Origin of the sequence: Flavobacterium sp. CFS9, assembly GCF_041154745.1 — a bacterium.
GTDB lineage: Bacteria > Bacteroidota > Bacteroidia > Flavobacteriales > Flavobacteriaceae > Flavobacterium.
Genome location: NZ_AP031573.1, coordinates 2,243,730 through 2,268,056 on the forward strand (window position 1 = coordinate 2,243,730; position 24,327 = coordinate 2,268,056).

The window sequence follows — 24,327 nt, forward strand, 5'->3', positions numbered from 1 at the left end:
ATGGAAGATAAAAGTATTTTTAAATCCTGGGTTCCAAAGTGGGCAATCATTATCATTTTGTTTGTCTGTCTTTTGCATTCTATGATTTTATTGGGGGTTTATACGTCAAATGTGACCTATGCGGCAAGTTTTCTCGATATTGAACCCGAAGATTTGCAGTTCGCCATGTGTGTTACTTACGGAACACTGCTTGCGACCATTTTAATCGAAGCCCGATTTTCGAGTTTTTTCCCTGCCAAAAATTACCTCATGGCGGTCTATTCTTTAATTGGGGTTACGATTGTTTCCTCGGCCTATATCACCAATTTTTCGCTCTTTTTAATCCTGCGAATTGCCGAAGGAATCCTGATGGCGCTTCCGGTGATTACGATCAGACAATTGTTGATTGAACAGTTCAATTCTAAAAGTGCCATCATCATAGGTTTTTCGTTTTATTATGGAGCGTTGTTGTTGTCGACACCTTTTATAATGAATATTGCGGTTTGGTTTCTGGACCATTACGACTGGAAATACATGCTGTATGTCTCGGGCGGATTGCAGGTTTTGAACGTTTTTTTAATCTTAGTTACTTTTCGTGGGCACCGAATCACAAAGAAAATTCCGTTGTATCAAATCGACTGGATGAGTTATTTTTTGGTTTTAACTGCAATTCTTTGCGGTGCTTACTTTTTTGTCTATGCCGAGAAAAAATATTGGTTCGATTCTTCTCAAATGGTGCTGACGCTTATCATCGCGCTGATTTCGGGAGGGTTGTTTATCTTTAAGGAGCTTTTGGTAAAAAGACCTACTTTTAATTTTGAAGTCTTTAAATATGCCAATCTACGAATCGGATTCTTGCTGTTTTTTCTTTTCTACATCAGCAGGGCAACGCTGAGTCTTTGTCACTCGGCGATGTATTCGATTTGGAATTGGGATCCGTCGCGTGTGGCGGGTGTGCAATACATTAACGGACTAGGGAATGTAATCGGACTTGTTTTGGCGGCTTTTTTTCTGATGAGATCCGTTTCGACTAAAATCATTTTTATAATTGGCTTTTCGCTTATTGCGTTGTTTCATTTTTGGTTTACGTTTCTTTTTGTGCCCGATGTTGCGTTGTTGGATATTATCATTCCGTATGTTTTACAAGGCATTGGAGTGGGATTTTTATTTGTTCCGTTAATATTGTTTACAACTTCTTCGGTTCCTTCAAAAATGGCGGCTTCTTCTGGAATTGTGGGGGTTTCGGGACGCTTTTGGGGAAGTACCATTGGCTTTTGCGTAATGCAGAATGCGACGGTATTTTTAAACAAAAAACACTTTTTAAAACTCAGTCAGTTTGTAACAGGTGATAATCCCGAAGCGCAGCAAACGATTGCCGCAACAACACAAAGTTTTATAGCCAAAGGATATTCGGTAGACAATGCCAATGTTTTAGCCATGAAAAAGATTTTCGGAACCGTTACCAAACAAGCCACTTTACTGGCCGATATGGAGATTTATACCATTGTGGGTTATAGTCTTCTGGTTTTGATCTTCCTCATTGCCTGCAATCAGCATTTAAGACAAACGATGACTTTGGTTAAGAGTAAAATTTGGATAGGTTGAGTTGTGAGATGTGAGTTGTGGATTGTGAGTTATGGATTGTGAGTTATGGATTGTGAGTTATGGATTGTGAGTTTTTGCGCAAAGTTTCTGCACCATCTTGTCATTCCGACGAAGGAGGAATCACACAAGAAACTCCGTTCCAAATGTCGCCAATCTTTGTCGAATTACAAGTGCGATTTGCTTCGCCTGTTCGCTATCGCTCGAGTCTTCTTACGTCGAAATGACAAACAGAACGTGAAAAAAAAGGAATGATACAAATAGCCTCCTGCTTTAGCTGGAGGTTTTTTTATGAGTTGAAGAAAAAGGCTTTAGTCGAATGATCTCTATTTTAAAGGGAAATCAAGCAATTCTTTAGGTTCAATATCTAAAGCATTGGCGATTTTTATAAGGGTTTTTATACCTGTATTTACTTTCGCAACTTCTAATCTTGCTATTTGAGATTTGTTAATATTACAGTCGTCAGCTAAACCTTGTTGGGATAAGCCTTTCTTTTCACGTAATTGTCTAACGTGAATACCAAGATTAACGAGAAAAGTTTCTTCTGAAATATTCATATTCCAAAAGTGAAAAGATTTATTTTGTTTACGTAGGCTAATTAGCCTACAAATTATTATATTTGCTTCAAATAAAAAATAAGATTATGGCCACAGAAAATATTTCAAAGGAACTAGAAACCAGATTAAGAGATTTTTTTAAGGATTTTATCGAGCCTAAAGATATGGCAAGAATGTTACGACAGGTAAATTATGCTCTCTCGGTTTCTTCCATGCGTGGGTGCGAAACCATAGAATCTGAATTGCCTTATATTGATGATAATTTTTATTGGCTGAATAAATTGGCGGAGGTTTTAGATCCTTACTTGGATGTTAAATAACCATATCTAAACGACAGAGTAAAATTGGTTTGTTAAATTTTAGAGAGTTCCATAGGAACGAAATATATTGTAGGGATGGATTTTAATCCATCCATTAAGGAAGAATTGATTGTAAATAGCTAAAAACAAAAAAGCTTCTGATTTCTCAGAAGCTTTTTTTCGGTGCGGATAATAGGACTCGAACCTACACGCCTTGCGGCACCAGATCCTAAGTCTGGCATGTCTACCAATTTCACCATATCCGCGGCTATTGTGGGTGCAAAGATAGACATACTTTCGAATATTCAAAGAAAAAAAATGAAAAATTTCGAAAAAAATATTAATTCTCTTTTTTGTACTTTTGGATTTCTATAAAAATAATTTAAATGGAAAATATTAAGTCCTACGTTCAACAACATAAAGATCGCTTTATCAATGAGTTGATCGAATTATTAAAAATTCCGTCGGTAAGTGCCGACACTGCATACTCGCAAGATGTTATTGATACTGCCGAAGCAGTAAAAGAAAGTTTATCGAAAGCAGGCTGCGATTTTGTCGAAACTTGCGACACTCCGGGGTACCCAATTATTTATGGAGAGAAAATAATCGATCCAAATTTACCAACAGTTTTGGTTTACGGACATTATGATGTTCAGCCGCCAGATCCATTAGAATTATGGACTTCGCCACCTTTTGAACCTGTGATCAAAACAACAGAGATTCATCCAGAGGGGGCGATCTTCGCTCGTGGTGCGTGTGACGACAAAGGTCAGATGTACATGCACGTAAAAGCGTTGGAATACATGGTTCAGAACAATGTTTTGCCTTGTAACGTAAAATTCATGATCGAAGGGGAAGAAGAAGTAGGTTCGGCAAGTTTAGCATGGTTCGTAGAACGCAATCAGGAAAAACTGAAAAACGACGTAATCTTAATTTCTGATACCGGAATGATTTCGAACCAACAGCCGTCGATCACGACAGGTTTAAGAGGTTTGAGTTATGTTGAGGTTGAAGTTACAGGGCCAAACCGTGATTTGCATTCCGGTTTATATGGTGGAGCTGTAGCGAACCCAATTAATATTCTGGCAAAAATGATTGCTGCACTTCACGACGAAGACAATCATATTACGATTCCTGGGTTCTACGATAAAGTACAGGAATTATCTCTTGAAGAAAGAGCCGAAATGGCAAAAGCGCCTTTCAGCTTAGAAAAATATAAAAAAGCCTTAAATCTAAACGATGTTTACGGTGAAAAAGGATATGTAACGAACGAGCGCAACTCTATTCGTCCAACTTTAGATGTAAACGGAATCTGGGGTGGTTATACTGGTGAAGGCGCTAAAACGGTTATTGCGAGTAAGGCTTTTGCTAAAATCTCGATGCGTTTGGTTCCTGGTCAGGACTGGGAAGAAATCACAGAGCTATTTACCAAGCATTTTACAAACATTGCTCCGGCTGGAGTTACGGTAAAAGTAACGCCACATCACGGAGGTCAGGGTTATGTAACGCCAATTGACAGTATTGGATACCAGGCTGCCAACAAAGCCTATACAGAGACTTTTGGAGTGCCTGCAATTCCGGTTCGTTCAGGAGGTAGTATTCCGATTGTAGCTTTGTTCGAGAAAGAACTAAAAAGCAAAACCATTTTAATGGGCTTCGGATTGGATAGTGACGCAATTCACTCGCCAAACGAGCATTTCGGAATCTTCAATTACTTAAAAGGAATTGAGACTATTCCGTTGTTTTACAAATATTTTGTAGAGCTTTCGAAATAGTTTAACCGCAAAGAACGCAACGATTTACGCTAAGTTCACTGTTTTTTTGGTTCGTTAAGATGTAAAAGTTAAATCTTAAGATGTAAAATCCGTTCAGAAATGAACGGATTTCTTTGTTTTAAAGCGGGATCGTCATAAATAAGGATGTAATAAATAGGCTACAGTTTTAGCTGTAGATAGGTTTAAAGGATTTAGATAATTGACTTTAGCCAAATAAATTCCAGATTTGTATTTTAAAATCTTTGTGTAAAATTAGGCTGAAGCCAATAATTGCCTGTATTTCTCCAATCTCCAGCTAAAGCTGGAGGCAATTCAAATTTTGTCTCTCTGCACCTTTGTGTCTTTGTACCTCTGTACCTTTGCCACTTTGAGTCTTCAAAAAGAAAACCTCAGAATCTTAGCACCTTAGAATCTCAGCACCTTAAAAAAAATCCGCTCCCAGATTCTGAAAGCGGATAAAATAAAAAACTAAAAAAAAAATTCTAAAAAACAAACAATCCGGATCTAGAACAAATCCGGGTTATATCCAAAATAGGGCATTTTTTGCTCGTTAAAAATAACTCCGTATTCTTCTAACTCGTTTAAAATAGGCAGGTACACTTCTTTTTTTATTGGAAGCTGTACGCCCGGAGTTGTGATTTTTCCATTTAAGATTAACAGCGTTGCCATTGCAACCGGTAATCCTACGGTTTTTGCCATGGCGGTATAGGTTTGATCGTCTCCGATGCAAACCATTTTCGAGTCAATTTGTTTTTTCTCACCATTGAGTTCGTAGCCAAATTTGTGGTACATGACAATCATGTCTTTGTCATCAGGTTCTAAAGACCAGCTGTCGGATAATATTTTTTCTAATATCTGTGCAGGAGTGGCATTAGGCAGGTTCACTTTCTTGTTTGGATTAAAAAGATCCAGTTCCAGAAGTTTGTCCCACATGATATCGTCCTGATCAATTTTTAAGATCAGTCGGGTTTTGATTTCTGCCGAATCGGTTGGATGATACGGTAAGAAAGAATTTACGAATTGACGATAGCTCATGTTTTCGGAATTTTCCATAACATAGCTGTCGTCAGTCATGCCCAATTGCACGAACATATTCCATGCTTTCGAGAAACCTACTCTTCTAATGGTTCCTCTGTACAATGTTAAAATATCGTCTAAGCCATAAACCGATTTGTATTTAAGAGAATCGCGATTAGAATAAGCCTCGAATTTTCCGTATCCTTCGACTTCCAAAAATTCAGTACGACGGAATAAAGCGCTGTACGGAATGTATTTGTAAGTGCCTTCCTGAATGAATTTGGCAGCACCGCCTTGTCCCGCCAGAACCACATTTCGCGGCGCCCAGGTAAATTTATAATTCCATAAATTATTATCGGATTCTGGAGCAACTAAACCGCCGCAGAACGATTCAAAAAGCAGCATTTTTCCCCCTTTGGCTCTGATTTCATCAATGACTTTCATGGCACTCATGTGATCGATTCCGGGATCAAGCCCGATTTCGTTCATGAAAACCAGATTGTTTTTCTTCGCTTCTTCGTCGAGTGCCTGCATGGCGTCACTGATATAGGAAGCGGTAACCAGATGTTTTTTAAATTCAAGACAATCTTTTGCGATCTCAATATGTAAATGAGCAGGCAACATCGAGATTACGATAGAAGCTTTTTCGATGGCTGCTTTTCTTTCAGCTGTATTAAATATATCAAGAGCAATCGGAGTGGCATTAGGATGTTTCTGTGTTTTCTTTTCGGCTAAGGCCAAAGAAAGATCGGCTACAACGAGGTGTAGGTTTTCACTTTCTGATTTTGCCAATAAATAACGTATTAAGGATGATGCAGATCTGCCGGCTCCAATGATTAAAATGCTTCTCATATTTTATATTTATAACACAAATATATTAAAATGTTAAATATATAACAATTTTAATTTCAGAAAAATATTAGATGCTTTTTTTTAATGCCAAAAAAATGGAAATTCTTTTTTATGAAAAATATTTTCCAAAACTAAAATGCTTTTTAAGTACTATTGAAGTATTTTTGTGGGAGAATCGAAAGTTACAGAAAATATGAAAAGAAGAATTGTTTTGGCAGGTGCTTTTATGGGAATGTTGGCTATCATTTTAGGCGCTTTTGGTGCGCATTTATTGAAGAAATACTTGTCTATAGAAGAATTAAACACTTTTGAAGTTGGTGTTCGTTACCAAATGTATCATGCCCTATTTTTGCTTTTCCTTTCAACCCGAAAAGATATCGCCGAGAAAACGGTAAAAACGATCTACAATTTGGTTGTTGCCGGGGTTTTGCTTTTTAGCGGATCTATCTATTTGTTAGCTACTAAAAGCCTCACGGTTTTTGATTTTAAAATTATCGTATTCGCAACTCCAGTGGGTGGTTTTTTATTAATTATTGCCTGGGCGCTGTTATTTGTTACGATTTTGAGGAGAAAATCATAAAATACCGAATAAAAAATTCTATCTAAAAATTAATCTTTAATTTTGTCTCATAAATAACAGATAATCTTATTTATGTGAGTTTCTATTGTTTTTTTCTTTAATGTTGAAATAATATAACAAATTCATTTATAGGGTTATAGAAAAATGAATTAGAGGCATTTATTTTTTGTTTTATTCATTTTAGGAGTTTAAATTTTAACTAATTAGTATAAATAAAAGTGAAATTTAAATTTTTTTAAAGGTTTAATAATAAATTATATAATTTTGCATTCTCTTAAACATCACAACAACTAAAAATTTATGGACAGTCACACAGTTTTCACGCAATCGATTTCGCTGAAAGAATTAGGAATTGAAAATGCAAAGGTTCGATATCAACTATCTGCAGATGAATTACATGCGATCACTTTGCAATCAGGTCAAGGTGTTGAGAACTCCACGGGAGCATTGGCAATTAATACGGGCGAATTTACAGGACGTTCTCCTCAGGATCGTTATATTGTAAAAGATAGTATTACCGGAGATCAGGTTTGGTGGGGAAATGTTAACATTTCTTTTGAACCGGATGCTTTTGAAAGATTATACAATAAAGTAACACAGTACTTATCAAATAAAGAAGTTTTTGTTCGCGATTCTTACGTTTGTTCTGATGCTAATTACAGATTAAATGTTCGTGTTGTTACGGAAACAGCATGGTCTAATTTGTTTTGTTACAATATGTTTCTAAGACCGGAAGAGTCAGAATTGGCCAATTTTACTCCGGAATGGACGGTTGTTTGTGCTCCGGGTTTTATGGCAGATCCTGCTGTAGACGGAACGCGTCAGTCTAATTTTGCTATTTTAGATTTTACTAAAAAGATTGCACTTATCGGAGGAACAGGGTATACTGGAGAAATGAAAAAGGGAATTTTCTCTGCTTTAAACTTCATCTTGCCGGTTTTCAAAAATACTTTACCAATGCACTGTAGTGCGAATGTTGGTGAAAAAGGAGATACTGCCATTTTCTTCGGATTATCAGGAACAGGAAAAACTACTTTATCAGCAGATCCGCAACGTAAGTTAATCGGAGACGATGAGCACGGATGGACTGCAGAAAATACAGTTTTCAACTTTGAAGGAGGATGCTATGCAAAAGTAATTAACCTCACAGAGGAAAACGAACCGGACATTTTTAGAGCGATCAAAAAAGGAGCTCTTTTAGAAAATGTGGTTTTCAAACCTGGAACTAACGTGGTAGATTATGATGATGTTTCGATCACACAAAATACACGTGTAAGTTACCCAATCACTCACATCGACAATATTCAGCCAGGTTCTATCGGGCATAATCCTAAGAATATATTTTTCTTAACTGCAGATTCTTTCGGAATTTTGCCTCCAATCTCAAAACTGACTCCAGGACAGGCAGCTTATTATTTTATCTCAGGATATACAGCTAAAGTTGCCGGAACAGAAGCAGGAGTTACAGAGCCACAGCCTAATTTCTCAGCGTGTTTTGGAGCACCATTCATGCCATTACACCCAACACGTTACGCAGAAATGCTAACTAAAAAAATGGAAGAGGCTAACGTAACCGTTTGGTTGATCAATACTGGTTGGACAGGTGGTCCTTACGGAACAGGAAGCCGTATGAAGTTGAAATACACTCGTGCGATGATTACCGCTGCCTTAAACGGAGAATTGGATAACGTAAACTTTAAAAATCATAAAGTATTCGGAATTGCACAGCCAGAAAGCTGTCCGAATGTACCAAATGAAATTTTAGATCCTAGAAACACTTGGGAAGATGCTGAGTTGTACGACAAAAAAGCAGTTGAATTAGCTCAGAAATTTAAAGCTAATTTCGCGAAATTTGAAGAATTTGCTAATGCCGAAATTTTGGCTGGCGCACCGATCATAGAATAAGGAAGATTACTAATTCACGTTAAAAAAGCTGTTCTTTATGAACAGCTTTTTTGTTTGGTATTCAGTCTCAGTCTTCAGTCTCAGTCGCAGTTTTCAGTCGCAGTTAAGAAACTGAAAACTGCGACCGCGACTGCCAACTTATTTCTTCTCATCAATACGTTTCTGGATTAAATCCCAGGCATAGTAATGAAAAGTCATTCCGTTGCTCATTGCTACGAAAAGGCCATTTTTAAAGCTTCCGCCTAAATTGATACTGGTAACATCGGCACCATCACATTCGATAGTCGAAGTTGGGATTTCGGCCAAAAGTGGATAACTATTCGGATTGCCATTGGCACCTTCTCTCGGATAGACCATAAACGTATTTGCTTGTTGGTTAGAAACTAAAATGTATCCGGTAGAATCCGTTTTTTTATAGATTGCAATTCCTTCGTTATCCCCTTTAAATCCTGTTTTTCCAAAAACAGTCAGTTCTTTGTTGTCGTTTAGAGCAGGATCGGCTTTGTATTTTCTGATCCCGAATTGTTCATCACAGTACAGGATAGTGCCTAGTTCATTATCTACTGCAATAGCCTCGATTTCTTTCTTTCCACTGTAGGCGCCAAACTTTCGAACGACTTTTGCTGTTGCAGATTCTCCATTTCCGGAAAGTTCATATTGCCATAAGTAACTTCCCGATGGTCCTGATTTTCTGCCTACAACAGCGAAGATTTTACCGTCAGTTTTTCGGGTGTACAAAGCAATGCCCATCGGGTCGCGTAATTCTTCACCCTCAAAAACAGCGATTCCGCCATTATCGATTGCTTTTAAATCAGGTAAACTAAAGATTCTTATTTTGTTTGATTCACGTTCTGTAGTAACAGCAACATCCACTTTTTTTCCATCTATGATCAAGCCATAAGCGATATCAACATTGTTCGGACGTTTTAGCACTTCGGATTTCGAAATAATTTTTCCCTTTAAATCAAAAGCATACAAAGCGCCGTCTGTATCTTTATCAGTCCCGATAATAATACTTTTAGAAGAATCAGTTGGGTGAATCCAGATTGCAGGATCGTCTGTATCGTGAGGCAAAGCTTCAGTAACAATAGTTGGTTTTACAGCGTTTGCAGCTACAGGAGCCAGTTTGTCCTCTTTACAAGCGATGAATAAAGTGCTTAAAAGTAAAAAGGCGAGTATCGTTTTATTTTTCATTATGGATTTCGTTTTAATACCATTAGACAGAGCCGTTAAGTTCTGTCTAATGTAAGGATTTTATAAATAGAGGATTACAAGTCAAGTTTCAAACCAAAATTGTATCGGGCCTGATAGTACTCAGCTTGTTTGGTATGTGCCTGAACTCCCTGATAGTAACGCAAAGGCTGATTGGTTAAGTTATTGGCTTCAGCAAAAAGACGAAGCTTTGGTGTAATTTTAAAAGAAGCGTTTGCGTCTAAGAAAAATTGTTTGTCGTAATAACTGTCTTTATAAGATTCTGAACCCAATTCATCTAAATAATCTGAAGTGAAATTGGTTGAAATTCGGGCAGAGAAACGTTTGTTTTCCCACGATAAAGAACCGTTAAACATATGTGGAGTAGTTCCCGGAAGACTGATATTGTTTCTTTCGTTACCCTCTTCATCAGCGATTCCTTTTGCTTTAGATTTGGTGTAGGTGTAATTCAGATAAATACCAAATCCTTTTAGGAATTTACCCGGAAGGAAATCCAACTGACGCTGAAAAGCGACTTCAAAGCCGTAAACATCAACCGTATCTCCGTTTCTGGATTGTAAAAACGACCAATTTTCACCTGCCGGAATTGGATTTGCCTGGTTTGGGAAATCAGCAGCAAATTTTGCAGCAGTGTATTGGTTGTCGCTATAATTGTAAATGAAATTTTCGAGTTTTTTATAGAAAACACCTCCTGAAATTAATCCGACAGACTTGAAATAGTTTTCGGCCATGAAATCATAATTGTACGAGTAAGTAGCATCAAGATCCGGATTTCCGGCTGTAATTTCTTTTTCGGCAGCAATATTGTTTACATACGGAGCCAGAGCATAATAGTCCGGTCTGGCTAAAGCTGTCGTGGCGGCAGCTCTTAAAACTAAGTCTTTGGTAGCGTTGTATTGGAATGAGATACTTGGCAATAGATTAGTATAAGAGTTGGTCGTATTAATTTGACTTTCTAATTTTTCTTCATCCAAAACACGATTTCCGGTATAATCAATACGAGTGTTTTCTACACGAAAACCTAAAACCATAGAGAGTTTATCGTTAAAATCCTGATCCCATCTTACATAAGCGGCATAAATGTTTTCTTTGGCATTGAAATTTACCGCTAAGAATTCTGATGGATCTGCTTTTTTGTTGAATAAAGCAGCATTGTTTAAATCTAAACCTCCTAAAAAGTTAGCCGAAGCAAAACTACCCGGAACATATTTACTACCCGGATTAAAGTTTTGACCGTCATAGAAACTGTTTGGAATCTGCGACAGTAAAGCCATATCAGTATTGATTGGTGTGTAGGCAAAGAAATTGTTGTTTCTTTCTTTTTCTTTCAATCGAAGACGGAGCCCGGTTCTTAATCTACCTTTTTGAGATGGGATAATAGTAAAAGGGAAACGGATATTAATTTTTGCTCCAAATTCACTTTCACTGGTTTCATTTGTATTTTCGGTAGCCGTTTGGAACTTGAATTTGTCTAAAGACTCTCCACTGGTTGTGATTAAAGGAAATTCGATATCGGATAGATTCTGAGTTAAGTCCAAACCTTTCTGACGGTATTCGATATAACGCTCTCCAGGACGATATTCTCTGGCTTTTGCATAGTTGGCAGACCAGTCTAAATCGAGTTTAGAGTTGATTAAATGTTCCCCGCGAATCGAGTAATTCTGAACACGCTGATCTTCTAATCGGCTGTTTTTATTTCGATTATTATCAACTCCGCCTTTGGTTTGGCGTTTTACACGACCTTTGAAAGCTGTAATTTGTTCACCATTATAAACAGGCTGAATATCATCATAGGTAGTTCTGAAACGATTTTCTCTATCGTCTCTCCAGTTGTAAATGGCATTGGCAAAAATGGTATTATTTTCATCAAATTTATAATCTAATGCCACAGATCCGCTGCGGCGAATACGCTGTACATCATATTTTCTGATCTCGGATGCCTGTAAGTACTCATTTCCGAATTTATCTTTTACCCATTCGTTTTCAATATTATCAGATCCGTAATTCACATTGTTATAAGATCCGCTAAAAACTGCTCCCAGTTTATTGTCTAAAAAGCGGTTTCCATAAACTAATCCGGCTGTATAAGAGGCATGTTCACGAATTGGTAAGTAACCTCCGGCTAATGTCGCAGAAATTCTTTCTCCGTTTGGTGTAGCTCTTGTGATCAGATTTACAGAACCCCCAATAGCATCAGCATCCATATCGGGAGTTAGGGTTTTGTTGACTTCAATTGTCGAAATCATATCAGACGGAATCAAATCCATTTGTACATTTCTGTTGTCTCCTTCAGCTGATGGAATTCGGTCTCCGTTTAAGGTAACAGAGTTCAATGACGGAGCAAGTCCACGAATAATAATGTTACGGGCTTCACCCTGATCGTTTTGCATCGTGATTCCCGGAACACGTTTTAAGGCATCCCCAACGTTGGCATCCGGAAAACGTCCCATTTGGTCAGAAGAGATTACGTTTCCAATGTTTTTATTGTTTTTTTGTTGGTTTAAAGCCTTGGCTTGACCTTTTAAGATGTCACCCACCACAACTTCGTTCAATTCAGTTCCCGAAGTTTTAAGCGCAAAATCAATTACGTTGTTTTTACCATGTTCAACTGTAATTTCTTTTGTGAGAGCTGTGTATCCTATATATTTTACCTGTAACTGGTAGGTTCCTGCATTTATGCTAAGCAATTCGAAATGACCGTTGTAATCTGTAACAGTGTATTTGTTCTCGCCTACAATCTGAATCATTGCTCCCGGTAAAGGAAGTTTGTCATCTGTATCCAGCACTTTTCCTGAGATTATAGCCTTTTGAGCATAACCTGACAAGGCTAAAAACAGAAGTGTAATTACTAAATAAATTTTTTTCATTTGTGTTTTAGTTTGATTTGCTGCGAAACTAGAACCTGAATGTTATTAAAGGACTTGGAAAAAATTAACATAGTGTTATGATTCGTCGTTGACATTAAAAATAGATTAATGTTGAAATAACATTTAAATGAGAAATGTTTTTTAAGAACTCAACTTAAAAGAAATGAACTATTTAACTTAGAATTTAATTTTTTGGCGCTAAATTTGCCCTATCACAGGAAGCCGAAGGGCGGACTGACGAAATAATCATCAATCAAAAATCATCAATCATGTTAAAACAATTTTTTATCCTTTGCTCCGGAGCCGATCGGGATCTGCTCGAAGGCTGTTCGGAAGGCGAACAAACCAAATATGCTGGTATTGGAGCCACCGTTTTTTTTACTGCAGTTATGGCTTTTCTGGCCAGTGCTTATGCGCTTTTTACTGTTTTTGACTCGCTTTATCCGGCTTTAGCTTTTGGATTTGTCTGGGGTTTGCTCATCTTTAATCTGGACCGATTTATCGTTTCGACAATTAAAAAAAGAGATCGTTTTATGGATGAATTTATTCAGGCGACTCCCAGAATTATATTGGCCATTATCATTGCAATTGTAATTTCGAAGCCTCTGGAAATTAAAATTTTCGAAAAAGAAATCAATACCGTTTTATTGAAGGAAAAAAATGAGATGGAATTGGCGAATAAAAAACAGGTAGGCAATTATTTCAAATCAGATTTAGATAAGAACAAAGCCGAAATTGCCGCTTTGAAAAGTGATATTCTGACAAAAGAAAAAGAAGTAAATGATTTGTACTCTACTTATATTACAGAAGCTGAAGGGACTTCGGGAACGAAGAAACTGGGGAAAGGACCCGTTTATAAAGAAAAACGGGAAAAACATGATGCTGCTTTAAAAGAGCTTGCTGCTTTAAAAACCACTAATGAAGCCAAAATTGCTGAGAAAGAAAAAACAGGGAAACAATTACAGGCTGACCTAGACAAAAAAGTCACGCAGACACAGCCGATCATTGAAGGCTTTGACGGATTAATGGCGCGTATTAATGCCTTGAATAAATTGCCTTGGCTTCCTTCCTTTTTTATCATGCTATTGTTCCTGGCAATTGAGACTTCTCCAATTATAGCGAAGTTACTGGCTCCTAAAGGGGAGTTTGATTTCAAACAGGAAGAAGCTGAAACGGCTATGAAAGCAACTTTGGAACAGAATAAATACCAGCGTGAACTATTGGTGAATACCAGTGCTGCAATGCACGATAAAGTGTATGCTGATATTGCCGGTGACCGAGGCCTTTTTGATTTACAGCGTAAAAATGCAAAGGAGTTATTGGAACTGCAATCGAATAGTTTTGTAGAGAAGCAAAAAGCTACTTTGTAAGGCGTAAAGTCGAAAGTCATAAAGTTAAAAAGCCAGAAATAGAAGTTCTATTTCTGGCTTTTTTGTTGATATCAACAAGAGTATTAAGACTTTATGGCTTTAGACTTTAAGACTAAATTACATATAGCTTAAAATTTCTTTCTTATAAGTGTCATATTCTCCTTGCATGATTAAACCATTGTCAAGTAGTTTTTTATAATTCTGCAGTTTATCAAAAAGTTCTTCTTTGGATAAGTCGCTTAATTTACGTTCTCCTGTAGAAGTTGGAGCGGGTTGAATAGGTTCAAAAGTTTCATAAGGAGTAGCGGCAGCAGGCAAAATCTCGGCGAAACTGGTCACTTCTTCTGTTTCAACTTCTTCTACGTCGTCTTCAAAATCATCTTCAATGATTGGTGTTGCTTCAGTTATTGGAGTCTCAGAAGCAGCAGGATTTTTTAATAAATCCAATTGCTCTTTCGCATAAGTATAAATTTTTCTGGCCTGAGTTTTCGGAATATAATCGATCGAAATGGTCAGATCAGTTTTGGTGCCAAATGAAAATTCAGAACCTAAAATATTTTCTTTTACAAAAGTGCTTGCAATATCATCCCAGGTATAATCAGTAAAATCCATTGATAAACCTAAGTTTTTAGGTTTGCAGATAATAATACGTTTGTTGGTTAAGATTATGCTATCCGGAAAAACAGTTATTGCGGGCTTTTTTTGAACCGCAATGTACCCAACTTCTTCATTTTTCATCAGTAAATCATTGAGTTTCGAAGTGATTTTTTCAATCGCTTTAGGGTCTTGTTCTTCGTTCAGAAATTTTTTAAATTGTTCTTTCATGATTGATAAGTTGCTAAGTTACGTGGTAACTGAGTTGCTAGTTTTTTGGTCTTATGCTACAAATGTAATGCCTAATTTTCTAATTCGATAATTTCATTCTGAATTTTCTTTGTCAAACTTTTGAAAACCAATTCATAGGAATGATCGATCAATTCTTTGATGAAAGCAGTTGGTAAACTTCCGTTGAGCGCGATAGTATTCCAGTGGACTTTGCTCATATGAAAACCGGGTTTGATCTCTTCGTATTCGGCTCTTAGTTCCTGAGCGCGTTCCGGATCACATTTTAAGTTAACCGAAGGTTCATTTTTTTCCCATTGCGATAAGGAGGATAATGCAAACATTTTTCCGCCAACTTTAAAAACCAAAGTGTCTTCGTCAAAAGGGAAGTGCTCGCTGACTCCTTTTTTTGAAAGACAATATTCGTAGTACGTTTCCAGATTCATATTATTTTTATTTACCAATTTCACCTAAATGTGTATACTTAAAACCTTTTTGATATTTCAAACCATAACCGAAAAAACGATCCATTGCAGCGTGAGAGAACAGAATGATTCCGATAAGCTGAATGTATTCTATTTTTAAATAACAACCTAATATATAAATTATTATTGCAATTCCTTTATGATGGAATAGGTTATAGGAGAAAGCTCCAATTTTGGAATTAAAGGCATAACCCATCATCGAAAAATCAGGAGCCAGAATGAAGACTAAAAACCACCACCACTGATAGTTTAAAAGACTAAATAAATAGATTCCGAGAATAAACATTCCCAGTTCTTCAAGTTTGAGTATTGTTTTCATAATATTTTCTTTTCCATCATTTTTTCGGGATGCTGTAAAGCACTAAAACCAAATTTCTCGTATAAAAAGTGAGCATCAGTGGTGGCTAATCTCCAAATCTGAATGTTTTTGAGCTGTGGATCGTTCATCATCGCTTCTATTAAAATTGACGAATATCCTTTACCACGTTGTTCTTCGGTAATAAAAACGTCCATCACATAGCCAAAAACAACATAATCTGTAATGACTCTTGCAAAACCAATTTGTTTGTCATTAAGATAAATACCAAAACAAACAGAGGCGTCTATTGTGGTTTGTACCTCTTCGATCGTTCTTCCGGCTGCCCAGTAAATGTCCTTCAGGAAATTTTGAATAAACGGAACATCGAGTTTGCTTTTATCTGTTGAAACTGTTATCATTCTAGAGGATCGATTTTATGCTTAAGATTTTACATTGTAAGATTTGAAATCTGAAATAATAGTGGTTTTGATGGACTTGCATCGTTTTCAAACGAAGCAATCTGGAGATTTAGTATGTACTCTCCATCTTCGATTTCATCTGCAACAAAAATCATTTCGGTAATGGTCGCGTTGAATCGTGCATCGGAATTTAGGTTGTGGGTGTCTTTTACATTCCAAAAAGCTTTGTGCGCCAGTAATTTTCCCTCATCATGTTCTCTGTCAACACTTGGTAAGTCAATTAACAAATGCTGAATTCCGTTTTCACGAATGAAAATTGCCGCTTCTTCGGATAAATAAGGCGGATTGGTATTGGAATATTTAGTTGATTTTTTTGAAATCTGATTTGGAAGGGTTCTAATAATTAAAGCCTCAATTGTTTTGGCGGACGAAGGGGAATCATTTGTTCCATTGAGCGAAGTCGAAGTACGTGTCCCATTGAGGGAAGTCGAAGCATGTGTCACATTGAGCGAAGTCGAAATGTGTTCTTTGGTTATTACTAAATCATCACCTATTTTTTCTGGCTCAATTGTAATCAATTTAGCAGGAAAGAAAAACTGCTTTAAACACTGGTTGATACTGTAAAAATCGTTTGTAATATGTCCCAAACACTCCGTGTGTGTTCCATGTCCGTGAGGGTTGAAGAAAATATTATTAAAATTAGTAGATGATTTTCCTTCGCTAACTTTACCAATCCAATCGCCAAAAACAACCGGTTCAATGACCGGTTTTTCGATGTACCAGGCAATCGGGTTTTCATCGGTATTGGTTAATGGAATTGAAATATCAATGGGTTTTGATAAGTCGATTTCGAAGTTGTTGATTTTTGCTATCATGTTTGTTTAACCGCAAGGGGCGCTAAGGTTTACGCTAAGAACGCCAGATTTTTTTATTAAAGATTGTTTACGACTCTTCTGATTCCATTTTTTATTAAACAAACATTGAAATTGATTAATAAACCTAATTTGCAGTTGGTTAGTTTTAAATAAGTTAATAATTGAGCAAAATGAACTTCATTTAAACAATCGACTGACTTTATCTCCAAAATTAGTTTATTTTCTACTAAAATATCTAATCGATAACCAATATCTAATTTTACTTCTTCATAAACTAAGGGTAGAGCTTTTTGCTTTTCAATGAATAACCCAAGTTTTTTTAATTCATAAAAAAGACATTCTTCATAAGCACTTTCTAGAAGTCCTGGTCCCAAAGCCTGATGGACTTTTAATGCACTGTTAAATACAATTCGCGATAATTCATTCTCTGACATGAGACGTAAGATTTACAATTAAATCTCAAATGTAGTGTTTAAAACAACAAAAGTAATTTTATTCTTACATTTTGTAAACATCGCGATCTTTGCGTAAACCTTAGCGCCCCTTGCGGTTAAGCTTTATGATTCGATATAAAATAAATCTGAAGCAATTCCATCCGTTAAAAATTTTCCTTTTAAAGTTGGTCTAAGAATGTTGTCTTCGATTGATAGCAAATCATCGGTTAAGAATTTCTGAGATTGTTTCAGTAGATAATTCAAATATTCCGATCCGAATTCATTTTCAATTCTTTCCAGAGAAACGCCCCAAATGGTTCGTAATCCTGTCATGATATATTCGTTATAACGATCTGAAACAGTCAGAATTTCCATTTCAATAGGAAGTTCATCATGCTGAATGGCTTTTAGATACAAAGCGTTATTAGCAACATTCCAGCCTCTTTTCCGGCCGTCAAAACTATGAGCCGAAGGTCCAATTCCAATATATTTTTTGCCTAGCCAATAAGCCGAATTGTTTTTGGAGAAGTAACCTTCTTTTCCAAAATTGGATAATTCGTAGTGAATAAAACCATTTTTCTGAAGTATATCAACCAGAATCATAAAATGATTGGAAGCTGCTTCGTCTTGTGGCTCTGCAATTTTACCAGTGTCAATCAGTTTTTTTAAAGCTGTTTTGGGCTCCACCGTCAAAGCATAACTTGAGATATGTGGAATCCCAAAGCTTAAAGCGGTTTCGATGTTTTGTTTCCACATTTCGTCAGTCATTCCCGGAATTCCGTAAATCAGATCCAGTGAAATATTGTCGAAATATTTTGTTGCTTCCTCTAAACATTTTTTGGCTTCCGCTGAATTATGAGCACGATTCATCATTTTTAAATCGTCTTCATAAAAGGACTGAATCCCAATGCTTAAACGGTTTATAGGGCTTTTTGATAATTCTAGAATTCGTTCGGGAGATAGATCGTCCGGGTTAGCTTCGAGCGTGATCTCCGGATTTTCCACAACATTGTAATTCTTGTAAACGGTCTCAATTAAAAAGTTTATTTCGGTATTACTCAAAACAGAAGGAGTTCCACCGCCAAAATATATAGTCTCAATTTGCTGACCATTTCGAGTGGAGTCGATAAGCTCATTCTTTCGCAGGATAATTTCTTTGGCTAATGCCAAAACCATCTCGTCTTTCTTTTTCATAGAAGTCGAAAAATGAAAGTCACAGTAATGACAAGCCTGCTTGCAGAATGGTATGTGTATGTAAATGCCGCTCATTTATAGTATTCAGTGTTCAGTGCCAGTTTTCAGTCTCAGTCTTTTTTTGCCGTGTACTGTGACTGCGACTGAAAACTATTTTTTAACTCGATCTTCATTCTGTTTCACAAAAGCATCCCAACCCGAATAACTTTTACCGGCAATAACTTTACCGGAATTAAAATGATGACAAACGGCAGCCGCGAGACCATCTGTTGAATCGAGATTTTTGGGTAATTCTTTCAGTCCAAGAAGCTGTTGGAGCATTTTGGCTACCTGTTCCTTACTGGCATTTCCGTTTCCGGTAATCGCCATTTTGATCTTTTTAGGTTCGTACTCGGTGATAGGAATTCCTCTCGAAAGCCCCGCTGCCATTGCTACGCCTTGAGCACGCCCTAATTTCAGCATCGATTGAACGTTTTTGCCAAAGAAAGGAGCTTCAATCGCAATTTCGTCCGGATGGTGCGTTTCAATTAGTTCGATTGTACGTTCAAATATGATTTTTAATTTTTGGTAATGATTGTCGTATTTGGACAATTGCAGTTCGTTAAGCTGCAGAAAATCCATTTTTTTATTGGTAACTTTAATTAATCCAAAACCCATGATGGTCGTTCCGGGATCGATACCTAATATGATGCGTTCTTTTGTCAAGTTTTTTTGTTTCAGGTTTGATGTTTCACGTTCAAAGTTTATCAGCTTAGATATCCCTTTGTTACTATTATATTTTGTTCTTTATTCAGTACTTCTATTTGTTGACAAATACTGTTGTATAATTTCCAAAATTTATCTTCGAAATCATCTTCTTGTTCTAATATATTTTCAGTTTCGGCATTGTCATCATTATTTAAAATTTCACCATGACTTTCATAATAAGATGTCAAGAGATTTCCTTTATCTGCTAAAACCCACCTGCAAGTGGCAATCCAGGGATCAACGAAAAAATAATAAACTTTTGTATTAAGTTCTTTCGAAAGAAATAATGTCATTTGTCTTGTTTCTTCAAAATCCCAAACATTCCATATTAGATAATTCCATTCATTAATTTGGTCAAATAACAGAAATGGTTTTGTGGTTTTGCTTGAACTTTCATCAGATAAAAATGACCAATCGAATTTTTCATCAAATTCTATAACTTCGGTATCTGATACCTTTAGAACCTCTAATATTGAACTTTTTGCCGTATTTTCTATACAAAAATGATGATTTATCAGCGAGCTAATTAAATTTCGTTCTTTATTTACTGATTCTGACATTTCATTTTCTCATTTTCAAATTGCCACATTTTCAAATTGATTACTTTTGCAGCATGATTTCAATTCCACACAAAGCTAAGCAATTCCTTGTTCTTTTAGTCAAACTTTTGATTGTTGGCGGCGCATTTTATTTTATTTACAATCAGTTGGCAAACAATGATCAATTAGACTGGCAGAAATTTATTGTGCTGTTTCGTAAAAATCAGTCCGTTTTAGGAATTGGTTTTATATTGCTTTTGAGTGTTTTGAACCGTTATTTTGAGATCTTGAAATGGCAAAATCTGGCTAAAGTAATTCATGAGATTTCTTTAGGAGAAGCCACAAAACAAGTGTTGGCAGCTTTAACAGCAGGAATTTTTACACCAAACGGAGTAGGAGAGTATGCCGGAAAAGCGCTGTATTATTCAAAATCAGAGGCAAAAAAAGTAATTTTTCTGAATCTGATTTGCAACGGAATCCAGATGATCTTAACGGTGATTTTTGGAGTTTTTGGATTACTGTATTTTAATGCCAAATATGAGATTATTACCACTCAAACTGTTGCTGTTTTATTCGGAGGTTTTGTGTTGCTTTTGGTTGTTTTGTTTTCCTTGAAGAAAATAAAAATTAAAGGCTATTCAATCGAGAAATTGGTACATAAAATCAATGAAATCCCAAAACCTATTCACCGTAAGAATATTGTTTTGGGGATTTTACGTTATTTGGTTTTTTCACATCAGTATTACTTTTTGTTCTTGGCTTTTGATGTTGATTTGCCTTATTTTACTTTAATTGCTACCATCGCGGTAGTCTACTTCCTGGCTTCATCACTGCCTACTTTTCAGTTTCTGGATTTTGCGGTAAAAGGAAGTGTTGCGATCTATTTCTTTGGAATTTTAGGCGTAAACGAATGGATTGTAGTTTTTATCAGCACTCTGATGTGGTTTCTCAATGTGGTTTTACCAGTAGTAATAGGAGTTTATTATGTATTGAATTTTAAGACCAAAACTACAGAATGATTTGGTTTTTGGATGCCATATTAAGTGTTTATTTGATTACCATTGCTTGGCTTATTTATGGATTTTTTAAAGTAAAAAAGTACCAAAATACAGGTCTTAAACCTCAGACAAGCTTTACGATTATAGTTCCGTTTCGGGATGAAGAGGAGAATTTGCCTAATCTTTTAGAGCGTTTTTCAAAATTGAATTACCCTAATGATTTGTTTGAAGTTATTTTGGTAGATGATAATTCTAAGGAGAAATTTCATATTTCACATTTCACATTTCACATCTCACAAATCGACAATATCCGGGTTTCGAATTCTCCTAAAAAAGATGCTATTTCGACTGCCATGCAATTGGTGAAAACAGACTGGGTTGTTACCACAGATGCCGATTGTCTGGTGCCTGAAAACTGGTTGCTGACATTTGATAATTATATTCAACAAAATAAGGTTTCAATGCTGGCAGGAGCTGTAACCTACGAATGTGAGAGTTCTTTTTTGCACCATTTTCAGCAATTGGATTTAACGAGTCTGCAAGGTGCTACTATTGGAAGTTTTGGGCTTCGAAAAGCTTTTATGTGTAATGGAGCCAATTTCGCGTACACTAAATCGTTGTTTGAAGATTTAAATGGATTTGATGGGAATAGTAAAATTGCCAGTGGGGATGATGTGTTTTTATTGCAAAAAACGGTTGATTTGTTTCCTGATGAAGTCCACTATTTAAAAGCGACAGCTGCAATTGTAAGCACAAAACCAACTGAAGATTGGAAATCATTATTTTATCAAAGAATTCGTTGGGCAGCTAAAACAAGTTCGTATCAAAGCAGTTTTGGAAAGTTATTAGGTCTTATTGTTTTCTTAGGTAATCTGAGTTTTGTAATTGGATTTTGTTCTGTAGTTTTTTTGATTTTGCCTTATTACTTCTTTGTTTTGTTTGCTTTTTCAAAATTTACAGTTGATTATATTTTACTCTATACTACGAACCGTTTTTTAACGAAAGAAAATATAAAGAGTTTGTTCTTAAGTAGTTTGCTGTATCCTTTTTTTAGTTCGGCTGTGGCTTTGTACAGTATGTTTGGTTCTTACGAATGGAAGGGAAGAAAGTTTACGAAATAGAATCTCTTCTATATAAATGAGATAACAACTATTTTTTTTCTTTTGCCTTGAGAATAACAGGCAAGATAAATTGTGTTTTTACCGGAATTCCACGTTTAAGTGCCGGATTTACTTTAGGGAAATCGACTAGACGAGCATGTAGAATACTATCGATTTTAATCGTGTCGTAGGCAACAGAATCTTTAGGGAATTGTGGTTCGAATTTCATTGTTGAATTAGGAAAAACGGTCACTTTTACTTCGATGGTATCAAGTTCAGGATAGAGTATGGAAAGGGTATCAATATCCAGTTTTTCCTGAATAAGTTGTGCCATTACCTCGAAAAAGCATTGCTGACGTTGCTTTTTATTGGTGATTTTTTCGCAATTGGCAACAGATGGGAACTCATCAACTTCTTTCCAGTTAATCGATTTTAGTTCTTTTTGAAGTAATTCTTTTTCAGACGGAACCTTCTTCTCAAAATATTGACAAGATTGGAAAAATAGAATTAGGAATAAAAGGAAAAACTTCTTCAAGACTTTGATGTTGGATTGAATAAATAAAATTAGAATATAAAAATACAATTATTTTTTTTGAGAAGCTTTGAATTGTAAATAATCTTCATAATTTTCCGACAGCCATTTTTCTTTGTTTTTTGCTGCAACTTCTTTTTCTTCAGGATATAAAGAAGCAAGTCGGTCAGAGAAAGCAGCAATTCGAACGGTGTAATTGTAGTACTCCGTTTTGCTTAATACAATATTGGGATCATTTTTTCGATTAAAATATTCGAAGAATAAAGTATTAAAATCTTTCATCGAAAAGTTGAGCACTTTTTTCTTATTACTTTTATAAATGCTGTCTTGCAGAAGTCTGTCCTCAATTGATAGCTTTTTAGTTTGGGCATACAAATTGCTATTGATGACAAGGATCAAAAAACTACAGGAGATAAATTGCAGAAATTGACGCATTAATTTGTTCCTTTAGAAAGTTTGCAGATCAAATTTACAAAAAAATAGACATGGATTTACTATTGTTGTTGCTTGGGTTTATATGTATGATTGTTGGGATTTTTGGTAGTTTTCTGCCTGTATTACCCGGATTGTCATCTTGTTGGGTGGGGTTGTTACTGCTGTACCTGACCAAAGCAGTTGAAAATAATTATTGGGTTTTAGGAATTACACTTTTGCTAACGATTGTAATTACGATTCTTGATTATATCATTCCGGCAAAAGGAACTAAAAAATTTGGAGGGAGTTCCTATGGTGTATGGGGAACCAACATTGGTTTAATTGTTGGTATTATTGCTCCCATACCTTTTGGAGTTATTATTGGACCTTTTGTGGGCGCTCTTGTTGGAGAATTGATTTACGATTCGACCAATCATCAAAGAGCGCTGAAAGCAGCAACAGGATCCGTTTTGGGGTTTTTGGCTTCGAGTTTTGTGAATTTTTTATGCTGCATTATTTTCCTGGGTATTTTTATTAGCATTGTCTGGCAAAATCGCTTATTACTGTTTTAAACAGCGTATTTATCCTTAAGCTTTTTCTTATTTTTTAATTTTTTATCAAAAAAATGTGATTTTTTTTTGAGAGGATTTTTCTTTGTTTTGATAACGAATGGGTTATGTTTACTGGACGTTCGGGATTTTTAGGTTTAACAACTGTTTAAGCTGTAATTCACCATTTAACTTATTTTTTGGAAATGTTAGAATATTTTATATTTTTATCCTGATAAACGATAAAAAGCCTCACTTCGTCGATTATTTTTAACGGATTTAAATAATTTCAAACAAGTTAAATATGACTCCTAACCTACAAATTGAACTTAGACGTTTTATTTCTTCTAATGTTGTTTCAAAGTTGAACAAGTTTTATTTTGAAAATGATGCACTTTTAATTAAAGGAATTGATGTTTCGATAGGTACAGTTTTAATGGGGTTGTACAACAGGGCGGAGGAGTCGGATTTTTACAAAGGAATTACTTCATTAATACAAGATGAATCGACTTTTTACCAGGAGGTAGATTTTACATCAGGACGTATTTTATCAGTTGACGATTGTTATCGTTTAGAAGGAAATAGTTTACTGAAAGAAATTTTTACCAATAAAAAGGGCAGAATTTCTGAAATGATTTCTAATGAAGTTGGAATCAAAAGTGAAACAGCCCGAGAGATTCTTAACTTTTCTGCTTTACTAGTCGTCTCTTATCTTAAGAATAATATCCAAATATTAGAGAGTTTAAAATTGCTTTTAGAAGATCAAAAAAGAGATATTTTAAACAGTATTCCTCCCGGAATCAAAATTATCCTCGGTTTTTCCTGTTACGAAACAGTAGAAGAAAAAAACCAATCTATAGGAAGATCTATTTTTACCTTATTCGGTCATAATTTTTTCAGCTTCTAA

At 35.8% G+C, this 24,327-nt stretch carries 25 protein-coding genes and 1 tRNA gene; 10 read left to right on the top strand and 16 right to left on the bottom strand.

The genetic code is table 11. The annotated features are described in order from the left end of the window. Window positions 1-1,584 carry an MFS transporter gene (locus ACAM30_RS09840; RefSeq protein ID WP_369618330.1) on the top strand — a complete coding sequence of 528 codons (1,584 nt, stop codon included), beginning with the start codon at window positions 1-3 and terminating at the stop codon, window positions 1,582-1,584. A gap of 323 nt (window positions 1,585-1,907) precedes the next feature. Here the strand turns inward: ACAM30_RS09840 and ACAM30_RS09845 are convergent, their stop codons facing one another. Next, the gene (locus ACAM30_RS09845) at window positions 1,908-2,138 is read right to left on the bottom strand and encodes a helix-turn-helix domain-containing protein (protein WP_369618331.1); all 231 of its coding nucleotides are present in this window, start codon (window positions 2,136-2,138) and stop codon (window positions 1,908-1,910) included. A gap of 86 nt (window positions 2,139-2,224) precedes the next feature. Here ACAM30_RS09845 and ACAM30_RS09850 point away from each other — a divergent pair, with 86 nt between their 5' ends. Next, window positions 2,225-2,458, top strand: a complete 234-nt coding sequence (locus ACAM30_RS09850) for a hypothetical protein (RefSeq protein ID WP_369618332.1) — start codon at window positions 2,225-2,227, stop codon at window positions 2,456-2,458. A 163-nt stretch (window positions 2,459-2,621) separates the two neighbouring features. Here ACAM30_RS09850 and ACAM30_RS09855 read toward each other — a convergent pair. Next, window positions 2,622-2,703, bottom strand: a tRNA-Leu gene (locus ACAM30_RS09855). A 120-nt stretch (window positions 2,704-2,823) separates the two neighbouring features. On the opposite strand from ACAM30_RS09855, the gene ACAM30_RS09860 reads away from it, so the two are divergent. After that, window positions 2,824-4,212 carry a dipeptidase gene (locus tag ACAM30_RS09860; protein WP_017494733.1) on the top strand — a complete coding sequence of 463 codons (1,389 nt, stop codon included), beginning with the start codon at window positions 2,824-2,826 and terminating at the stop codon, window positions 4,210-4,212. A gap of 504 nt (window positions 4,213-4,716) precedes the next feature. On the opposite strand, the gene ACAM30_RS09865 is transcribed toward ACAM30_RS09860, so the two are convergent. Further along, the gene (locus ACAM30_RS09865) at window positions 4,717-6,081 is read right to left on the bottom strand and encodes a saccharopine dehydrogenase family protein (protein WP_369618333.1); all 1,365 of its coding nucleotides are present in this window, start codon (window positions 6,079-6,081) and stop codon (window positions 4,717-4,719) included. 193 nt (window positions 6,082-6,274) lie between these two features. Between ACAM30_RS09865 and ACAM30_RS09870 the strand changes: the two genes are divergently transcribed. Together ACAM30_RS09870 and pckA are read left to right on the top strand one after the other, a co-directional pair. Next, a complete protein-coding gene (locus ACAM30_RS09870; protein ID WP_369618334.1) occupies window positions 6,275-6,661 on the top strand; it encodes a DUF423 domain-containing protein in 387 nt (128 codons plus the stop codon). A gap of 300 nt (window positions 6,662-6,961) precedes the next feature. Continuing rightward, window positions 6,962-8,566: a phosphoenolpyruvate carboxykinase (ATP) gene (gene pckA, locus ACAM30_RS09875; RefSeq protein ID WP_369618335.1), complete on the top strand. Its 1,605-nt coding sequence runs from the start codon at window positions 6,962-6,964 to the stop codon at window positions 8,564-8,566. Between the two features lie 138 nt (window positions 8,567-8,704). Here the strand turns inward: pckA and ACAM30_RS09880 are convergent, their stop codons facing one another. Both ACAM30_RS09880 and ACAM30_RS09885 read right to left on the bottom strand, forming a co-directional pair. After that, window positions 8,705-9,760: a phytase gene (locus tag ACAM30_RS09880; RefSeq protein ID WP_369618336.1), complete on the bottom strand. Its 1,056-nt coding sequence runs from the start codon at window positions 9,758-9,760 to the stop codon at window positions 8,705-8,707. A 74-nt stretch (window positions 9,761-9,834) separates the two neighbouring features. Beyond that, window positions 9,835-12,645, bottom strand: coding sequence for a TonB-dependent receptor (locus ACAM30_RS09885; RefSeq protein ID WP_369618337.1), 2,811 nt, complete (start codon window positions 12,643-12,645; stop codon window positions 9,835-9,837). Between the two features lie 269 nt (window positions 12,646-12,914). Between ACAM30_RS09885 and ACAM30_RS09890 the strand changes: the two genes are divergently transcribed. Then, window positions 12,915-14,015 carry a DUF4407 domain-containing protein gene (locus tag ACAM30_RS09890; RefSeq protein WP_369618338.1) on the top strand — a complete coding sequence of 367 codons (1,101 nt, stop codon included), beginning with the start codon at window positions 12,915-12,917 and terminating at the stop codon, window positions 14,013-14,015. A gap of 117 nt (window positions 14,016-14,132) precedes the next feature. On the opposite strand, the gene ACAM30_RS09895 is transcribed toward ACAM30_RS09890, so the two are convergent. The 9 genes from ACAM30_RS09895 to ACAM30_RS09935 all read right to left on the bottom strand — a co-directional run bounded on the left by ACAM30_RS09895 (window position 14,133) and on the right by ACAM30_RS09935 (window position 19,849). Continuing rightward, window positions 14,133-14,840: a PH domain-containing protein gene (locus ACAM30_RS09895; RefSeq protein WP_369618339.1), complete on the bottom strand. Its 708-nt coding sequence runs from the start codon at window positions 14,838-14,840 to the stop codon at window positions 14,133-14,135. 71 nt (window positions 14,841-14,911) lie between these two features. After that, the gene (locus tag ACAM30_RS09900) at window positions 14,912-15,283 is read right to left on the bottom strand and encodes an MmcQ/YjbR family DNA-binding protein (protein WP_369618340.1); all 372 of its coding nucleotides are present in this window, start codon (window positions 15,281-15,283) and stop codon (window positions 14,912-14,914) included. 7 nt (window positions 15,284-15,290) lie between these two features. Further along, window positions 15,291-15,641, bottom strand: coding sequence for a DUF4260 domain-containing protein (locus ACAM30_RS09905; RefSeq protein ID WP_369618341.1), 351 nt, complete (start codon window positions 15,639-15,641; stop codon window positions 15,291-15,293). Further along, window positions 15,638-16,039, bottom strand: a complete 402-nt coding sequence (locus tag ACAM30_RS09910) for a GNAT family N-acetyltransferase (RefSeq protein ID WP_369618342.1) — start codon at window positions 16,037-16,039, stop codon at window positions 15,638-15,640. The genes ACAM30_RS09905 and ACAM30_RS09910 overlap by 4 nt, the downstream gene beginning before the upstream one ends. Window positions 16,040-16,068: 29 nt before the next feature. Then, window positions 16,069-16,914: a cyclase family protein gene (locus tag ACAM30_RS09915; RefSeq protein ID WP_369618343.1), complete on the bottom strand. Its 846-nt coding sequence runs from the start codon at window positions 16,912-16,914 to the stop codon at window positions 16,069-16,071. 56 nt (window positions 16,915-16,970) lie between these two features. Beyond that, a complete protein-coding gene (locus tag ACAM30_RS09920; RefSeq protein ID WP_369618344.1) occupies window positions 16,971-17,348 on the bottom strand; it encodes a GxxExxY protein in 378 nt (125 codons plus the stop codon). 123 nt (window positions 17,349-17,471) lie between these two features. Further along, window positions 17,472-18,617 (bottom strand): radical SAM family heme chaperone HemW, encoded by a 1,146-nt coding sequence (gene hemW, locus ACAM30_RS09925; protein ID WP_369618345.1) that lies wholly within the window; start codon window positions 18,615-18,617, stop codon window positions 17,472-17,474. A gap of 75 nt (window positions 18,618-18,692) precedes the next feature. After that, complete coding sequence (gene ruvC, locus ACAM30_RS09930; RefSeq protein WP_369618346.1) at window positions 18,693-19,247, bottom strand: crossover junction endodeoxyribonuclease RuvC; 555 nt, start codon at window positions 19,245-19,247, stop codon at window positions 18,693-18,695. A gap of 41 nt (window positions 19,248-19,288) precedes the next feature. Next, window positions 19,289-19,849: a hypothetical protein gene (locus tag ACAM30_RS09935; RefSeq protein WP_369618347.1), complete on the bottom strand. Its 561-nt coding sequence runs from the start codon at window positions 19,847-19,849 to the stop codon at window positions 19,289-19,291. 53 nt (window positions 19,850-19,902) lie between these two features. Here ACAM30_RS09935 and ACAM30_RS09940 point away from each other — a divergent pair, with 53 nt between their 5' ends. Further along, the gene (locus ACAM30_RS09940) at window positions 19,903-20,847 is read left to right on the top strand and encodes a lysylphosphatidylglycerol synthase domain-containing protein (protein ID WP_369618348.1); all 945 of its coding nucleotides are present in this window, start codon (window positions 19,903-19,905) and stop codon (window positions 20,845-20,847) included. Beyond that, window positions 20,844-21,947, top strand: coding sequence for a glycosyltransferase (locus ACAM30_RS09945; RefSeq protein ID WP_369618349.1), 1,104 nt, complete (start codon window positions 20,844-20,846; stop codon window positions 21,945-21,947). Before ACAM30_RS09940 ends, ACAM30_RS09945 begins: the two co-directional genes overlap by 4 nt. A gap of 28 nt (window positions 21,948-21,975) precedes the next feature. On the opposite strand, the gene ACAM30_RS09950 is transcribed toward ACAM30_RS09945, so the two are convergent. Continuing rightward, a complete protein-coding gene (locus tag ACAM30_RS09950; RefSeq protein ID WP_369618350.1) occupies window positions 21,976-22,461 on the bottom strand; it encodes a hypothetical protein in 486 nt (161 codons plus the stop codon). A gap of 48 nt (window positions 22,462-22,509) precedes the next feature. Continuing rightward, window positions 22,510-22,893, bottom strand: coding sequence for a hypothetical protein (locus ACAM30_RS09955; protein WP_369618351.1), 384 nt, complete (start codon window positions 22,891-22,893; stop codon window positions 22,510-22,512). Between the two features lie 50 nt (window positions 22,894-22,943). On the opposite strand from ACAM30_RS09955, the gene ACAM30_RS09960 reads away from it, so the two are divergent. Together ACAM30_RS09960 and ACAM30_RS09965 are read left to right on the top strand one after the other, a co-directional pair. After that, window positions 22,944-23,444: a DUF456 domain-containing protein gene (locus tag ACAM30_RS09960; protein WP_369618352.1), complete on the top strand. Its 501-nt coding sequence runs from the start codon at window positions 22,944-22,946 to the stop codon at window positions 23,442-23,444. A 280-nt stretch (window positions 23,445-23,724) separates the two neighbouring features. Beyond that, window positions 23,725-24,327 carry a DUF937 domain-containing protein gene (locus ACAM30_RS09965; RefSeq protein ID WP_369618353.1) on the top strand — a complete coding sequence of 201 codons (603 nt, stop codon included), beginning with the start codon at window positions 23,725-23,727 and terminating at the stop codon, window positions 24,325-24,327.

Coding starts and splice junctions, on each gene's coding strand:
- ACAM30_RS09840 (WP_369618330.1), top strand. CDS start 1: ATGGAAGATAAAAGTATTTTTAAATCCTGGGTTCCAAAGTGGGCAATC.
- ACAM30_RS09845 (WP_369618331.1), bottom strand. CDS start 2,138: ATGAATATTTCAGAAGAAACTTTTCTCGTTAATCTTGGTATTCACGTT.
- ACAM30_RS09850 (WP_369618332.1), top strand. CDS start 2,225: ATGGCCACAGAAAATATTTCAAAGGAACTAGAAACCAGATTAAGAGAT.
- ACAM30_RS09860 (WP_017494733.1), top strand. CDS start 2,824: ATGGAAAATATTAAGTCCTACGTTCAACAACATAAAGATCGCTTTATC.
- ACAM30_RS09865 (WP_369618333.1), bottom strand. CDS start 6,081: ATGAGAAGCATTTTAATCATTGGAGCCGGCAGATCTGCATCATCCTTA.
- ACAM30_RS09870 (WP_369618334.1), top strand. CDS start 6,275: ATGAAAAGAAGAATTGTTTTGGCAGGTGCTTTTATGGGAATGTTGGCT.
- pckA (WP_369618335.1), top strand. CDS start 6,962: ATGGACAGTCACACAGTTTTCACGCAATCGATTTCGCTGAAAGAATTA.
- ACAM30_RS09880 (WP_369618336.1), bottom strand. CDS start 9,760: ATGAAAAATAAAACGATACTCGCCTTTTTACTTTTAAGCACTTTATTC.
- ACAM30_RS09885 (WP_369618337.1), bottom strand. CDS start 12,645: ATGAAAAAAATTTATTTAGTAATTACACTTCTGTTTTTAGCCTTGTCA.
- ACAM30_RS09890 (WP_369618338.1), top strand. CDS start 12,915: ATGTTAAAACAATTTTTTATCCTTTGCTCCGGAGCCGATCGGGATCTG.
- ACAM30_RS09895 (WP_369618339.1), bottom strand. CDS start 14,840: ATGAAAGAACAATTTAAAAAATTTCTGAACGAAGAACAAGACCCTAAA.
- ACAM30_RS09900 (WP_369618340.1), bottom strand. CDS start 15,283: ATGAATCTGGAAACGTACTACGAATATTGTCTTTCAAAAAAAGGAGTC.
- ACAM30_RS09905 (WP_369618341.1), bottom strand. CDS start 15,641: ATGAAAACAATACTCAAACTTGAAGAACTGGGAATGTTTATTCTCGGA.
- ACAM30_RS09910 (WP_369618342.1), bottom strand. CDS start 16,039: ATGATAACAGTTTCAACAGATAAAAGCAAACTCGATGTTCCGTTTATT.
- ACAM30_RS09915 (WP_369618343.1), bottom strand. CDS start 16,914: ATGATAGCAAAAATCAACAACTTCGAAATCGACTTATCAAAACCCATT.
- ACAM30_RS09920 (WP_369618344.1), bottom strand. CDS start 17,348: ATGTCAGAGAATGAATTATCGCGAATTGTATTTAACAGTGCATTAAAA.
- hemW (WP_369618345.1), bottom strand. CDS start 18,617: ATGAGCGGCATTTACATACACATACCATTCTGCAAGCAGGCTTGTCAT.
- ACAM30_RS09935 (WP_369618347.1), bottom strand. CDS start 19,849: ATGTCAGAATCAGTAAATAAAGAACGAAATTTAATTAGCTCGCTGATA.
- ACAM30_RS09940 (WP_369618348.1), top strand. CDS start 19,903: ATGATTTCAATTCCACACAAAGCTAAGCAATTCCTTGTTCTTTTAGTC.
- ACAM30_RS09945 (WP_369618349.1), top strand. CDS start 20,844: ATGATTTGGTTTTTGGATGCCATATTAAGTGTTTATTTGATTACCATT.
- ACAM30_RS09955 (WP_369618351.1), bottom strand. CDS start 22,893: ATGCGTCAATTTCTGCAATTTATCTCCTGTAGTTTTTTGATCCTTGTC.
- ACAM30_RS09960 (WP_369618352.1), top strand. CDS start 22,944: ATGGATTTACTATTGTTGTTGCTTGGGTTTATATGTATGATTGTTGGG.
- ACAM30_RS09965 (WP_369618353.1), top strand. CDS start 23,725: ATGACTCCTAACCTACAAATTGAACTTAGACGTTTTATTTCTTCTAAT.